This window comes from Pantoea sp. Morm, from assembly GCF_016643525.1.
GTDB classification, from domain to species: domain Bacteria; phylum Pseudomonadota; class Gammaproteobacteria; order Enterobacterales; family Enterobacteriaceae; genus Pantoea; species Pantoea dispersa.
The window spans coordinates 34979-49689 of the sequence record NZ_VOQX01000034.1 but is presented as its reverse complement, the minus strand read 5'-3'; the positions used below and the strand labels follow the sequence as shown (position 1 = coordinate 49689).

Annotated in this window: 12 protein-coding genes and 1 tRNA gene; 3 read left to right on the top strand and 10 right to left on the bottom strand. The window is 49.9% G+C overall.

The genetic code is table 11. The features are described from left to right. The 4 genes from FT726_RS13755 to mobQ form a co-directional block, all read right to left on the bottom strand. The coding region (locus FT726_RS13755; protein ID WP_346302930.1) for a type I restriction endonuclease at positions 1-1027 on the bottom strand (1027 nt) is incomplete at its 3' end. Positions 1028-1085: 58 nt separating this feature from the next. Then, positions 1086-2207: a restriction endonuclease subunit S gene (locus FT726_RS13750; RefSeq protein ID WP_346302929.1), complete on the bottom strand. Its 1122-nt coding sequence runs from the start codon at positions 2205-2207 to the stop codon at positions 1086-1088. After that, complete coding sequence (locus FT726_RS13745) at positions 2204-3751, bottom strand: class I SAM-dependent DNA methyltransferase (RefSeq protein ID WP_346302928.1); 1548 nt, start codon at positions 3749-3751, stop codon at positions 2204-2206. The genes FT726_RS13750 and FT726_RS13745 overlap by 4 nt, the downstream gene beginning before the upstream one ends. A gap of 112 nt (positions 3752-3863) precedes the next feature. After that, the gene (gene mobQ / locus FT726_RS13740; RefSeq protein WP_346302927.1) at positions 3864-5306 is read right to left on the bottom strand and encodes a MobQ family relaxase; all 1443 of its coding nucleotides are present in this window, start codon (positions 5304-5306) and stop codon (positions 3864-3866) included. A 453-nt stretch (positions 5307-5759) separates the two neighbouring features. Between mobQ and traD the strand changes: the two genes are divergently transcribed. Further along, positions 5760-6212, top strand: a complete 453-nt coding sequence (gene traD / locus FT726_RS13735) for a conjugal transfer protein TraD (protein WP_346302926.1) — start codon at positions 5760-5762, stop codon at positions 6210-6212. A 304-nt stretch (positions 6213-6516) separates the two neighbouring features. Here the strand turns inward: traD and FT726_RS13730 are convergent, their stop codons facing one another. The 4 genes from FT726_RS13730 to FT726_RS13715 form a co-directional block, all read right to left on the bottom strand. Beyond that, positions 6517-7767 carry an integrase arm-type DNA-binding domain-containing protein gene (locus FT726_RS13730; RefSeq protein WP_346302925.1) on the bottom strand — a complete coding sequence of 417 codons (1251 nt, stop codon included), beginning with the start codon at positions 7765-7767 and terminating at the stop codon, positions 6517-6519. Between the two features lie 179 nt (positions 7768-7946). Further along, positions 7947-8022: transfer RNA gene (locus FT726_RS13725), tRNA-Asn, on the bottom strand. 103 nt (positions 8023-8125) lie between these two features. After that, complete coding sequence (mtfA, locus tag FT726_RS13720; RefSeq protein ID WP_058757379.1) at positions 8126-8902, bottom strand: DgsA anti-repressor MtfA; 777 nt, start codon at positions 8900-8902, stop codon at positions 8126-8128. Between the two features lie 237 nt (positions 8903-9139). Then, a complete protein-coding gene (locus tag FT726_RS13715) occupies positions 9140-9820 on the bottom strand; it encodes a hypothetical protein (protein WP_058771148.1) in 681 nt (226 codons plus the stop codon). 579 nt (positions 9821-10399) lie between these two features. On the opposite strand from FT726_RS13715, the gene FT726_RS13710 reads away from it, so the two are divergent. Both FT726_RS13710 and FT726_RS13705 read left to right on the top strand, forming a co-directional pair. Beyond that, positions 10400-11104 (top strand): phosphohydrolase, encoded by a 705-nt coding sequence (locus tag FT726_RS13710; RefSeq protein ID WP_058757381.1) that lies wholly within the window; start codon positions 10400-10402, stop codon positions 11102-11104. 70 nt (positions 11105-11174) lie between these two features. After that, a complete protein-coding gene (locus FT726_RS13705) occupies positions 11175-11420 on the top strand; it encodes a hypothetical protein (RefSeq protein ID WP_346302924.1) in 246 nt (81 codons plus the stop codon). Positions 11421-11460: 40 nt separating this feature from the next. Here the strand turns inward: FT726_RS13705 and FT726_RS13700 are convergent, their stop codons facing one another. Further along, entirely contained in the window at positions 11461-13056 is a 1596-nt protein-coding gene (locus FT726_RS13700; RefSeq protein ID WP_325923819.1) for a methyl-accepting chemotaxis protein, read from the bottom strand. A 150-nt stretch (positions 13057-13206) separates the two neighbouring features. After that, positions 13207-14604 carry a DNA (cytosine-5-)-methyltransferase gene (gene dcm / locus FT726_RS13695; RefSeq protein WP_058771150.1) on the bottom strand — a complete coding sequence of 466 codons (1398 nt, stop codon included), beginning with the start codon at positions 14602-14604 and terminating at the stop codon, positions 13207-13209. Positions 14605-14711: the final 107 nt, after the last annotated feature.

The following is a 14711-nucleotide window of genomic DNA, read 5'->3' as shown; positions in this document are numbered from 1 at the left end:
CCATCGAAAGCGATTTACCGGAACCCTGGGTATGCCAGACTACGCCCGCTTTGCGGTCCCCGGTTTTTTGTGCATTAACAAGCTCTTTACTGTTACGTCCCTGTTGGCGCAGTGCCACTTCGGCGGAGGGGGAGTCAGCATTTACCGCTGAGGCACGAATAGTGGAAAGTACTGCTGCATTGACCGCGTAGTACTGATGATAAGCCGCCATTTTTTTAACCGTGCGGATACTGATAATCCCTTTATTATCTTCATGTTTGCTGGCTTCAAACACGATAAAGTGGCGGATCATATCCAGCAGTGTTACAGGATTAAGCAACCCTTGTAATAAAACTTCGAGTTGTGGCTGGGTACTGGTAGCTTGCGTTTTACCGTTAGCGGTTTTCCATGTCATATAACGACTGAAATCAGCCGAAACTGTCCCCGCTTTGGCTTCCAGTCCGTCAGAAATCACATTAAAGGCATTGTAGGTAAACAGGCTGGGGATTTGGTTCTGATAGGTTTTAATCTGGTTATAAGCACCTGCAACCGTAGCATTTTCATCAGCGGCATTTTTAAGTTCGATAACGACTAATGGCAGACCGTTGATGAACAAAATAAGATCCGGTCGTCGGGTGTGGTTGTCTTCTTTGATGGTGAGCTGATTAATGACCAGAAATTCATTATTCGTGGGATCGTTAAAGTCGATAAGGCAGGCCAGTTCCCCCTGAGTATTCCCGTCTTTGCTGACTTCGATATTGATTCCTTCGGTCAACAGGCGATGAAAGGCCAGATTGTTTGCCATAAGATCAGGTGTGCTGATCTGCATCACCTGTTTCAGGGCTTCCTCACACTTCTGTTCACTGAGGTGAGGATTCAGGCGTTGTAGCGCAGTACGCACCTTATCTTCAAGGATAACCTGCTGATAGCTACGTAACGGATTGATTCCACTGGGTTCAATGTCCGGACCATAAACATATTCATAGCCCAGCCCTTGCAAGTGTTCAATCGCCATTACTTCAATATCAGATTCGGTCATCTTTGCCATGCGTACTGTCCTTATTGCCGCTTAACCAGAGAGCGGGTTGTGCACCCGCTTAATTATTTTATGCTACTGACGCGATTGCTTCTTCTGCATACTGAACCCGTACTTCACCGCTCATTAGCTTGGGAAGTAAGGTATCGCGGATTTTTTCTAAGCTATCAATTTGTTTTGAGTTGTTAATAAGTTTACTTTCAAATGAATCTAATAACTCATTAATTTTGCGTAGGGAAGCTTCTGTTGGCAGATTAACATTGAACTTCTTAAGATAATCCAAGTTAACTCGTTGTCTGCCAGTTGACCCTTCCATACAACTTTCTGCATATTCCTTGAAGTCTGGATTTCGGCACATGATATATGAAATCATAGGATGAATTTCTTTTTTAGGACGCATAACTATGAACTCAGTTGAACCCCATCCGGTTTCATTTTCGTCTAAAAAATCAATATAGGCAGCTTTACCATTTTCTAAACATGGGGTAATTCTCGCTAACAGAGTATCTTGTTTAGTGAATTTGGTTCCCGAAGAGAATGGACGTTTGTAATATCCAGTAGCACGAAAAATATCAGTGCTTAGTCCAGCCATATCCAGGTAAGTGGCGTCTTGGCTTTTTGTTAAAGTTCTCTTTGGATTAAAATCAATTATTTGATCTATACTGACTGATGTATCCGTGTCGTCTAAAATGAACCACTGCCTAAACAGGGTTTCAGCCACAGATTCCAACGTCTTATTTTGGCGATGAAGCAGGTCTATTTTGTTATCAAGAGAGGATAGCACGGCGGCTATTGATTTTTGTTCGGGTAGTGAAGGTAATAGGATCTCTTGACTATAAGCGGTATCTCTGTTTAGTCCAGGAACAGCGCTATCTTCGTTAAGTTCCTCAAGCCCTAATGTTTTCAATAAATAGAATAAAAAAACAAAATCATATTTTGAAGGATTAGGTAAAATGTAATAAGCAGTATCAATACACCAAAATGGTTTGTAAGTCAAGTACACTTTCCCAACAGTTCCTTTGCGACCAACAATAATTCCGTGCTCATTTATTAATGCTTTGTCATGCCAACCAGTTAATCCACCTGAACTATATACAGGTATAGAGCCAGGATTTCTATCCTGTGCCTTTAATGCTTTACCATAATTAAGAATGACTATCTCACCAAGTTTAGTTTTTATCCACTCACTCATAACACCACCTTCGCCAGATTTTCAGCGATAGCTGTATTCAGACGAGTTTCCTCTTTCAATTGAGCCTCAAACTCAGCTTTAAGAGCCGTAAAGCGTTCTTTAAAGTCAAAATCGTCTTCTTCGTCAGCAAGGCCAACATAACGGCCAGGTGTCAGCACATAATCGAGTTTAGCCACTTCATCAATGTCTACGGAAGCACAGAAACCAGCAACGTCCTCATAGTCGCCACCTTTATTACGCCAGTTATGGTAGGTATCGGCAATGGTTTTTATATCGTCGTCTGAAAGCACTTTACTGCGGCGGTTGATCAAATGACCAAGATTACGGGCGTCAATAAACAGAATTTCTTTACTGCGATCTCGATACTGATTGCTGTTTTTACGATCTCGGCGCATAAACCATAACGCGGCCGGAATCTGGGTGTTCAGGAACAGTTTTGCGGGTAAGTTAACGATACAGTCAATAACATTGGCATCTTTAACCAGTGCGGCACGTATATCACCTTCACCCGAACTTTTAGAGGTTAAAGCCCCTTTTGCCAGCACAACGCCAGCCTGACCTTTCGGCGACAGGTGATAAAGGAAGTGTTGCATCCAGGCAAAGTTAGCATTACCAGCAGGCGGAGCACCATATTGCCAACGAGCATCTTTACGTAGCAGTTCACCTGACCAGTCGGATACGTTAAACGGAGGGTTAGCAATAATAAAATCAGATTTTAAATCTTTATGGGCATCGTTCAGGAATGAGCCTTCGGTGTTCCAGCGGACGTGTTCTGAGTTAATGCCACGAATAGCAAGGTTCATCTTTGCCAGACGCCAAGTTGTCTGATTGGATTCCTGACCGGAAATATAAATATCGTCAATATTACCCTGATGGGCTTCAACAAATTTTTCTGACTGAACGAACATACCACCAGAACCACAGCAGGGGTCAAAGACACGGCCTTTGTAAGGTTCCAGCATGTTAACCAGCAGGCTTACAATGGATTTTGGTGTATAGAACTGACCGCCTTGTTTACCTTCGGCCAGTGCGAACTCACCAAGGAAGTATTCGAATACGTGGCCTAAAACGTCAGCAGAACGCGCTTTGGCATCACCCAATGCAATGTTGCCAATCAGATCTATCAGTTCACCAAGAACAGTGGCATCAAGATTTTGGCGAGCATAGACTTTCGGCAACACACCTTTTAGCTGTGGGTTACCCGCTTCGATAAGCTCCATCGCATCATCAACCAGCTTACCGATTTCGGGTAGCTTAGCCTTAGATATCAGGTAACTCCATCGTGCCAGTTCAGGAACAAAGAACACGTTATAGGCGGTGTATTCGTCTTTGTCTTCTGGGTCTGCACCTGCGAATTCATCTTCGCCTGCTTTCAACAGTTCGTAATGCGATTCAAAAGAATCTGAAATGTATTTAAGGAAAATCAGGCCCAATACCACATGCTTGTACTCGGCGGCATCAATGTTTTTACGTAGCTTATCAGCCGCTTTCCACAGGATGACCTCTAACGGGTCTGCTTTGATTTCTTTGGGTTTTCTAGCCATTACGGTCATTTTCCAGATACGGACGATTGACCTATTTTGCCTTAAAGTTCCTGTTGTTACGAGCTTATCAACTGATTATTAATCACTCAGAATTGATTGTTTTGATTGAAAATCATTCATCTTTGCGTTTGCTCGAACCAAAGTGAAGTTTAGGCAGCGTGAAAGCTTTTGATTTTGTAGCAACTTTCTTTTCCTTTGGTAAAGGTGGAAAGGCAACTGGTCGGCTTGTTTTGTCTGGCTCTTGTTTTTTCTCAGGCTCGTGGTTGTAGTTAACTTCCAACGGTTTGGAAACCTCTACTGATTTACTGGTAGTCCCCATAGCCTCCCACTGACTGCGGGTGATCTTCAATTTTGTAACTGGGTCAATCATGATCTCATCAAACGGATCGATAACAGGTGGTGTGGCTACGGTAGTGGTAGCAGGTTCTGGTTCGGTTTTCTTAACAGGGCGTTTAACCAACACACTCATAAAAATTTTAATAAAATCATATAGCTTGTGTAGATTGATCTTACGCTTACGCCTTAATAGCGTTGGTTTTTCTGTTTTTGGTGCAACACCATAGTAAAGGGACATATCCTTTTGCTTAGCCTCGACGGGCTTAAAGCGGCGCTTTCTTTCGGGAACAACCAGTACAGGCTGACGAGCGAGTTCTGGCGAACGTTGTACCGGGGGTTGTGGTGCTGGTTTCGCTTCCAGACGTTCAATACGGAAAGTGTTGAGGTTGACGGTCATGAGATGACCCACATCACTGTTAAACAACTGCCTGAAATCGTAAGCAGATTGTTTGGTCTGTGCTGCTTGCGCCTGCTCTGCGGCACGTAGGGTTTTGGCTCTATTGGTATGCCATGATTTACGGTCTATCCTGGTAAGAGCAGGGCGATCAAGTTCAATGGCCTTAGCCAGGTGTTCGTTTGCGATATCCTCTCTTCCTGTTTCCTGTGCTGCCTTAGCCAGAACAATCGCTTCTTCACGCTGCGCTGAAAGGGAACGGTGATCTATACGCTTTGTAGAACCAGTACGTTCAAGTGCACGGTTAGACATTCTGGACCATGACGCACGCCACTCATCCATTAAATCATGCTCGTTCCAGTCGCGGTTCTTGTTGCCAAAACCCTGTGGGGTTATCTCGCGTAGTGTCAGCATAACGTGAGCATGGGGATTATGACCCTCAAGATCATGAAAAGAGATATCGGCAATCATGCCTTTACTGACGAAATTACGTTTACAGTAGTTTTTCACTAACGCGATTTTAGCATCGTTATCCAGTTCGACAGGAATAGCGATATCAAAATAACGTGAGAGCTGGGCATCTTTACGTTTTTCGATTTGTTCTATTTGGTTCCATAACACAGCAGAGTTTTCAATAATATTAAAAGGTGTGTGTTCTGGCGCAAGAATGCAGTGGTGGAACAGGTCGGAACGATATGAATAATCGTACACGTCTCCTGTTCTCACGTCTTCTATTCTTTCTCTTGCGTTATATGCGGCGAGATAGCAGGACGATTTTCCTGCGGATCTTTTTAGCATACTAAACGATAAATGAAATATTGCCATACTACAAAAATACTCCTTGCTGGTTTTAATTTGTTTTAAAGGTGTTGACCTTTGCTGCTTTTAGTTTCTCGTAAGAAAAACTTATGTTTTGACTTTAAGGCCCCCGCCAGGCCCACACGTTGCGAAGCAATGTATAAGTGGGCATTTTATTTATTTTTTATTCAGCTTGCGCCGAATAACAATAAAACAATGATTAAGTTTTTCTCTGGATCTAAGCGCCGAAAGAAGAGGCGCGTAAGCTAAGGGGTAAAGGGATATAAATCAAAGAAGGGATATTTACTTAGTGCTTACATTAATAATATAACCCGGAATTCTAATCTTGTAAAATTTGCAAGTAAAAATAAATCTGTTATTTATGGATTTAAGCATTTAATAAAAAAACAAAAATACAAAAAAAGATAAATTAGCTCTCTATGTGAGGGCTTAAAATAAACTAAAAAACAGGAGAGTATTATGGAAAGAAAAGATTTACGTCAGCTACTGGCATCAGCACAACAGGAACTGAACAGATTAACGACAAAAGAAAAAGCACTGAGTCGCAAAGAGAAAACGCACAGGAAAATTGTGCTGGGTGGTGAGGTTGCAAAGTATCTTGGACTGGACGTTGATCAGGATATGTTAGTAGGTTTTCTTATTACTTGTGCCGGGCTGACAGAAGAACAACGCAAAAAGTTCATAAGTAACGGGGCCAGAGCCAGAGAAAATGAAAATATGAAAAAAGAACAGAAAAATAAAATTTCAACAGTAAAAAGTAAACGAGAGAAACAGAAAGTCGGAACAGTAGATCCTGAATTAAAAAATGATGATTCAATACAAGGAAAGAAGGAAACGGAAAATGGACTGAATCTGCGTTACCAGAGCCGTTTTTCTTCCATGCTGGGAAAGGCAATAGAAAAAGAAAAATAGTATTATTTTCTGATAAACGCTGAACAGTCGAAACCTTGTTTTCCGCTGTGAAGGGTTGAGCAAGCCGGATGGCGCGGTAGAAATTAAATTATAACCGACTGTTGACAAGGTCAGTCAAAGTGTTATTAAACATATGTCGCCATTCCTTTTATATTTTACAAATAGTGCGGTTGTTATATACCCTGTCCTGATATTCAGAAATATAACGTTTTTATCATAAAACAGGGCGTCAGGAACCGGATTTAACTCCCCTGATGGTTTAAAGTCAGGGGAGTTAAATTTTCCCATTCAGAGAATGTTAAGGTTATTTTCTGCCAGCAAACTCAAACGGCCTGACCATACCTTCCCGGTTAGCATCCAGAAAATCAGCCCACCATTGCAGCATAAGCCTGCGCTCATCCAGATGTTCGGCCTGATGGATGTAAGCAGCGCGGACATTATTGCGTTCCTGATGGCTCATCTGGCGTTCAACGGCATCCTTAGACCATTTACCCGACTCAATAAGTGAACTGCAAGCCATTGTCCGAAAACCGTGACCGCAGACGTCTTTCTGCGTGTCGTAGCCCATAGTGCGTAGTGCCTTGTTGACCGTGTTTTCACTCATGGGTTTGTCAGCATAGTGGTCGCCGATAAATATGAAGTTATGGTCGCCACTGATTTCCTGTATTTCTTTCAGAATGGCAATAGCCTGCCTGCTGAGTGGAACCAGGTGCGAGGTTTTCATTTTGGCTCCACGATGTGAGTTTTTTACTCCCGGAAGTGCTGCACGCTCACCTGGTATCGTCCAGAGCGATTTTTTAAAATCAATTTCTGACCATCGTGCAAAACGGAGTTCGCTGGAACGAATAAAGGTAAGCAGGGTGAGTTTTACTGCCAGCCGGGTAAGTAATCGTCCACGATAACCGTCAATGCTTTCTAAAAACTCGTGATATCGTTCAAAGGGCAGGGCGGGACGGTGAGCGCGTTTACCTGTGGTAATCGCACCTGACATTTCCTGAGCAGGATTGTAATCAAGAATGCCCTGTTGAACGGCGTAACGCATAATGGCGGTGGTACGCTGTTGAAGACGCATAGCCACTTCATTAAAACCCTTATCCTCAACCGCTTTTATCGGCACCAACAGGTCGCGGGTTTTCAGTTCTGCGATATGGTGATTGCCAATTACCGGAAAAAGGTAGGTTTCCAGCGTGCGCAGAATTTTCCCTTTGTATTCTTCTGACCATTTTTTATTGCCCGCATGCCATTGTCTGGCGACCGATTCAAACGAAAAAATGCCACTGTTTTCCCGTTTGTCGTCCTGCTTCTTCACAACAGGGTCGGTTCCTTTCGCCAGCAGCTTTTTTGCTTCGTCACGGCGTTGCCTTGCATCAGATAAAGAGATGGCAGGATAAACGCCAAGTGCCAGAGTTTTTTGCTTACCGCCAAAACGGTACTGCATGCGCCAGTATTTTGAGCCGTTGGGGTGTATGAGCAGATACATACCGAAGCCGTCCGTAAGTTTGACGGCTTTCACGGAAGGCTTTGTATTTCTTATTTTTATATCAGTAAGCGCCACAGGTCAGCCCTCCGTCTGATGGTACAAAACAGATCGAACCGGATATACCAGCAAATATACCATTAAATGAGGGCGGATGATGCCGTACTTTATCGGACGTGGTGGAACGTAGGGGAAAGGATAACTGCCTGACTGAAAAGCGGAAAGCAGACGTTATGAAACGTCTGCTGACCTGAATATGGCTCCTCTGACTGGACTCGAACCAGTGACATACGGATTAACAGTCCGCCGTTCTACCGACTGAACTACAGAGGAATCGTTGGAACGAGGCGAATATTAATGGCAGCCCCTGTGGGTGTCAACCGCTAAAAACACATTTGTATTCAACTGGCTAGCAAAGCGGCAAAGCGATCGTGATTTAAGCAGATTCCGGTGCCTGCTGCGCCAGCCGCGCCAGCGGATCCTGATGGTAAAACTGCTGAAGGTGGCGATACATGGCCGGAAAACGGCTGGCGAGCAGGTCGGGGGCGCTGAAAAAGTACTCCGACAGCACGGCAAAACATTCCGCCGGATCGCTGGCGGCATAAGGATCGAGGGTCGCGGCCTGTTCACCCACCAGCTCCACTTCCGCTTCAATCTCGGCCATCGCCTGCAGTAAATCTTTCTCCCAGCTGGCCACATCGCGCAGCGCGATGGCCGGGATGCCGCTGGTGTAACCGCTGCCGCGCGCGTCGAGCTTGTGCGCCACTTCGTGGATCACCAGGTTGTAACCAGAGAGATCGTATGAGTCCTGGATGTCCAGCGCGTTCAGCACCACCGGTCCCTGCGTCCAGCTCTGGCCGGCATGCACGGCCGGCGCGTGGTGCACCAGGCCGCTGTCGTCCTCCCAGCGATCGTCAACGCTGAACGGCTCCGGGTAGATCAGCACTTCGTGGAAGCCGTCGAGCCATTCCAGACCCAGCTTCAATACCGGCAGGCAAAACAGCAACGACAGGCGAGTCAGGCGCAGTTCGCTGAGTTCCAGACCCTGCAGCGGGGTGATTTTTTTCTGCAGCAGGAAGCGTTGCGCCAGCGCCACCAGTGCCTGCTGTTCGTCGCTGTTCAGCAGAGAAAAGATCGGCTGCCCCAGCGCCTGTTGCCAGGGCAGGGCAGTCACGGCAGCATCTTTTTGTGCACGCCACGGCCATTTGATCATTGCGTCACTCACTCTGCAGGGCGGAAATCATATCCTGACGCGGCAGACGATAAATTGCCAGCGTGGAATCAAAGCCGCTTATTCAACCTGTTAGCGGCGGATTTGTCTGTGACAGGGATTGCAAACTGGCAAGGTGGGAAAGGGGCGCGCTGTGCCGCCGGCGAGGGGGCAAGGGCTGGTGATTCACTGAATCGCGCAAAAGATGACGCCCTCTTCTGTGCGGAAGAGGGCAAACGCTTAGCCTTCACGCTCCACACGCTGGAATGCGATGACCCAGACCCAGGGATTCACCTCCCAGCTGGTGGCGCCATACTGCTTCTGCCACGCCTTGCGGTAAGCTTCTTTCGGCGATTCGGAATTCATGTTCATAGTGAAGAAATTATTGAGGAAGTGCGAATCGGTCTGCACGCCTTCCGCCATGATGTCGTCTTCGCTGATGTCCTGAATTTTCTCCGCGCGTACCGCCGTGATTTCCAGATCGATGCGGCTGGCCCAGCGCGGCATATGGATGGCGGTCTGCCAGCCAAACTGCTCGGCGACCTGCTGATTTTCTTCCTGTTGTCCAAGTTCATGGCTGTCGGCGCGATACTGGCAAAATGCCGGATTGCGGAACGGCAGAGGATCGCGCTCGTATTCCGCCAGCTGCGCCTCAGGCACAATCGGACCCCGCCAGGTTTCACGCACCCACAGGCGATCGCCGACCTGGCCAAACGGGCACTGGGCGCCAATGTCCGCCATCGACATCAGCTTATAGCCATGCAGATGATTAGCGCTGACATCAAACGCGTGCACGCCTTCATGATGATCCTGTCCCGGGCCAAACGCCTGAGTTTTCATAATGCGCCGGGTCTGAGTTTGCTGGCCAACCAGCAGGGCGCGCACCCGCTGTTCGGAAAAAAGAATCGGCCGTTCTTTCATTATGTACCTCATGTTGTATCACGTACCCGGAGAACTTCGACGAAACATCCGTATCCTCGGATGAGAGCATTAGCATAATGGGTTTGAATCAATTTGCTTAATAATTTGTCGCCTTATTATCGGGCAATAACTGCCGCTTCCGGTATTAAAAATGGCTCATAAGCAAACAGTGTGCTGACGAAGGCTTCGGGTACAGGTGAGAGCCGTAAATTTCCCCTATACAGTACGTTATAACGGTCGCAATGGGAATCTTTTCAGATTATGTCGCTATGCAAAGGGGCGATTTAATGCTGGGGTTGCGACAGGCTAAACTGGACCTTTGGCGATGCTGAAAATTCACCCAGTGGGAAATGCATCACCGAAATTAAACAGAGTGGCTTAACTAAAACAGGTTAAGGAAATACTGAAAACCGTATCGCGGCTGGGCAAGCGGCATTAACAGCGCTATAACATGATCGGGATCGCATTTTTTTGCGCTGGACATCCGGGAAGGGTGTAAAGAAAGTGTCATCACCGGGCCGCTATGATGGGCGCAAGCCCTACCCGGTGCGAAATAATAGCAATAACAGGAGAAGCACGATGTCACTGACCCATTGGCAACACCGTTACGAAAGCTGGCTGCAGCTGAACTGGCTGCACGATGATAAAGCCCATGATATCGCGCACCTGCGCCGCGTCTGGATGAGCGCGGCCCGCATTATGCAAAACACCAATGCCGATCCGCTGGTGGTGCTGACCGCCTGCTATTTTCACGATGTGGTGAACCTGCCGAAAAACCATCCGGAACGCCATCTGGCTTCGACTTACGCGGCGGAAGAGACGCGCCGCATTCTGCAACAGGATTTTCCGGACTTCCCCTCAGCGCTGCTGGACAGCGTGGCGCATGCGGTGCAGGCCCACAGTTTCAGCGCCCGCATTACGCCAAAAACGTTAGAAGCGAAGATCGTTCAGGACGCCGATCGTCTCGAATCATTAGGCGCGATTGGCCTTGCGCGCGTTTTCTATACCGCAGGTGCGCTGGGACGGCCGTTGTTCGACAGCGACGATCCGCTGGGTAAAGACCGTGAACTGGATGACGTAAAGTGGACGCTGGATCATTTCCAGAAGAAACTGCTGAGCCTGCCGCAGACCATGCAGACGGAAACCGGCCGTCTGCTGGCGGAACACAACGCCGATTTTCTCGTCCGCTATATGGCAAAGCTGTGCGCCGAACTGCAGGGCAATCTGACCGATATTGATGAGTCCGTGTTACGCGATTTCAGTCCCATACCGGCACAATATTAAATTTTTATGACAGTCTGTTAACTTTCATCTGCTTCCGCTACGTTGTTGTAAATCAAGAGGGAGTGTGAAGATGACCGAGACCGTTAACTTAACCATTAAAATTGACCCGGCGCTGAAAGAGCACATTAAACAGTTAGCCGCTGATAACCAAATCTCCATGAGCCAGGAGATCGTTAACCGCCTGCAGGCCAGTTTAGATGCCGTTGAGCCACCGGCCGTCGACAGCCTGCATACTGAAGAGGCGGGCGATCAACTGAGCGCCGCCGAGCTGAAGCAGGTGCGTGCACTGCTGAAGAAAAGTAAGACAAAGAAATAATACGAAAACCCGTCGCTGACGGGTTTTTTCTTTCTGCGCCTTAGCTAACGCGGAACTGCTGCGCGCGCTGCGTCAGTCGCGCTGAAAGTTCACTCAGCTGCGCCGCTGCCTGCACTTGCTGATCAGTCAGGGCTTCGTTTTGCTGGAGCTGAAGACTCATTTCCACCACTTCCCGGGCAATTTTGCTCACGCGATGGCTCTGCGCCGTACTGTTATCCTGCAGTTCATTCAGCTGGCTGACTACGCCCGATACCGCCTGGCCAATCCGCGCAAACAGCACTTCCAGCGCCTGCACCTTCGCAAAGCCATCCTGCACGTGCTGCTGCGTGTGCTGGATTAAACCGTCGATCTGCCGCGTGGAAGCGCCGCTCTGCTGCGACAGCAATCCCATCTCTTTGGCGACGACCGAAAAACTGCGCCCGTAAGCGCCAGCATGCGCAGATTCTATCGCCGCATTAAGCGACAGCAGACGCGTCTGCATCGACAGGCTGTCCAGCATGCCGACGATGCCAGCGATATCGCCGGCGGCCGCGACGATTTGCTGCATCTGGTGTTCCATATTGTCGACTTCATGGGCGCAGTGACGCATCAGCGCATCCGCGGACTGCGCGTCGTGCGTCGCCTGTTGCGAGAAGTGTGCACCTTTTTCCACCTCTTCTGACACGCGATGCAGCCGCTGCGACAGATGATGGAAGCTGGCATTTTGCGCCTGATGCTGCTGCATCACCTGCTGATTATGCTGCTGCATCTCGTCAGCGCCGGCCGCCACCCGGGTTGCTACCGTCGTGATGTCGCTGACGATCTGCTGCAAACCCTGACGCATGGTATCGATGGACAGGAGCAGCTGGCGCGTTTCCAGCGACTGACGACGCGTCGGTGCCGGGCTGGCGACCAGATCGCCCGTCGCGATTTGTGCCAGCTGGGCGTTGGCGTGACGCAGCGGCAGCAACACGCCGCGCATCAGCAGCGCGGCGGCCAGCAGCAGCAGCGCCATTAATAACGCGGCAATCGCCAGCGCCAGATTGCGGCTCTGCTTGAGCGTGCTGAGCGAATGCTGGTTGACGCTGCCGAGCTGCTGATTGGCCTGTTCGATTTCGTTAAACCAGGCATCGTTGAACTGCTGCTGGAAAGCCTGCATCGGCACCATAAAAAATGCGTTGATATCATTGGCTGCCAGCCCTTTCAGCTGCTCCTGCAGCCCGCCAGCCAGCAGCACGAAGCCCTGTGCCAGCGGGCTATCGCTTTTCGCCTGATAGGCAGCAAACAGCTGCTGCGCCTGCTGCAATGAGGTAGTGGCGGCCGCCGCCAGGCTTTTCCAGCTGTCGACCGAACCGCTCTGCTGGTCCTGCATCAGATAAATGCCGGCACGATGGCTGTTGTCGCTGGCGGTGAGTAACTCAATGCGTGCTTTATCCAGCAGGGCCAGCCGTTCGCGCAGCTGGCTGGCCTGCTGCAATGAGTGTTGCGTCTGATTCACGTGCTGGTTGAGCAACAGCACCCCGGCAAACTGCAGCAGACAAAACAGCACAATAAACAGCATGAACTGGCTGCGCAGGCTGGAGAGCCAGACGGGCAGACGCAGGGTAAAACGAGGTCGCAGCCGCAGCGGCAGGGAGATTACAGACAGGAGAGACATCAAACAGCTCCGCAAAAAATAAAACGCAGTATTGGTTTGATGCGTGACAGTCCGGTGACAGTGCGCGCGATGTGCGGCAAAACAGCACATCGCGCGTTACTAAAGCAAATTGCGGGGCGGAAAACCGGGGCGTGAAGCGCGGCTGCGTTTTCAGCGGCGCTGACGCGCGTGCTGCTCAATCAGCGGCAGCAGCAGTTTCGCTACGGCGGCGAACACCGGCACCACCACCGAGTTACCAAACTGTTTGTAGGCTTGTGTGTCGGAGACCGGAATGCGGAAGCGCGCTTCGCCCGGCGCTTCAAAGCCCATCAGGCGGGCACATTCACGCGGCGTCAGGCGGCGCGGGCGGCGCGCCATGTTCGCGGCCTGCTGAAAATCCTGCTCGCCCAGCGCGTGATCCCAGCCGCGATCGATCAGGATTTCCGAACCGTCTTTATAGTAGCGCGCTGACAGCGTGCGTACGCAGCAGTGCGGATTGCGCGGATCGTTGAGGCCAAAGCCAAAACCGTTGCCTTTGGCTTTATGTTTCTTCGCATACTGGTAGAGATAGTGCCACAGCGTGGGCGACAGGGTATATTTTGCCGCTGGCTGCGGCTCCAGCAGGCTGTGCAGCGGCGGAACTTCAGGCGGATAGAGTGCCGCCAGCGCGCGCAGCGAAAAACCCTCGCTCAGGCCGGTATCGCGCCGGATCCCCACCAGCACGATGCGCTCGCGGTGCTGTGGCAGGAAGTGACGCGCATCGACCACTTTGGCATCCGGCGACGGGTCGTCAGCCGCGTCAGCGACGTCGTAACCCAGCTCATCCAGCGTGGCCATAATAATGGCAAAGGTGCGGCCTTTATCATGGCTCTTGAGGTTCTTCACATTCTCCAGCACGAAAAACGGCGGTTTTTTGGCGGCGAGGATGCGCGCCACATCAAAAAACAGCGTGCCCTGGGCTTCACATTCAAAACCGTGCGCGCGACCCAGCGCATTCTTCTTACTGACGCCGGCCAGCGAAAAGGGCTGACAGGGAAAGCCGGCCAGCAGCACCTGATGGTCGGGAATCGTCTTATCGATATGCTGATAAATCGCCTGCTCATCCGGCAAACCGGCCGGCTGGGTAATCAGCCGGATATCACTGTTGAACTGATGCCGGGCGGGATCGCTGTAGTGATTGGCTTTATAGGTGCGCACCGCTTCTTTATTCCACTCGCTGGTGAATACGCACTGGCCACCAATCTGCTCAAAGCCGCGGCGAATACCCCCGATGCCGGCAAACAGATCGATAAACTGAAAGCGGGGATTGTCATAATGCGCCGGTCGCGACGGCAGCAGCGCCTGCAAACGGGCGACCTCCGCCGCGGACAGCGCGGGCGCGGCACTTTTTCCCGCGCGAATACGGTTAAGCTGCGTGATACTCCAGTCGCGGCCGCCGGCCTCGCTCAGGATGACCACCAGATCGCGGGCCGCGTAGATATCCAGTACCTGCAGCAGTAACGCGGTGGCGTCATCATCAGCGGAGTGCGGGGAGGGCGAAGCCGTCGCGGCGGGATCGAGTGCAAGCATGCGTTTTTCCTTAACAGTGAAGCGGCTATGCTACCACTCCTGGCGCGGCGTGGAAATTAACGATGGCTGCGCGGCGTCTCGCAATCTGCTCCGCACAAACTTTCGCT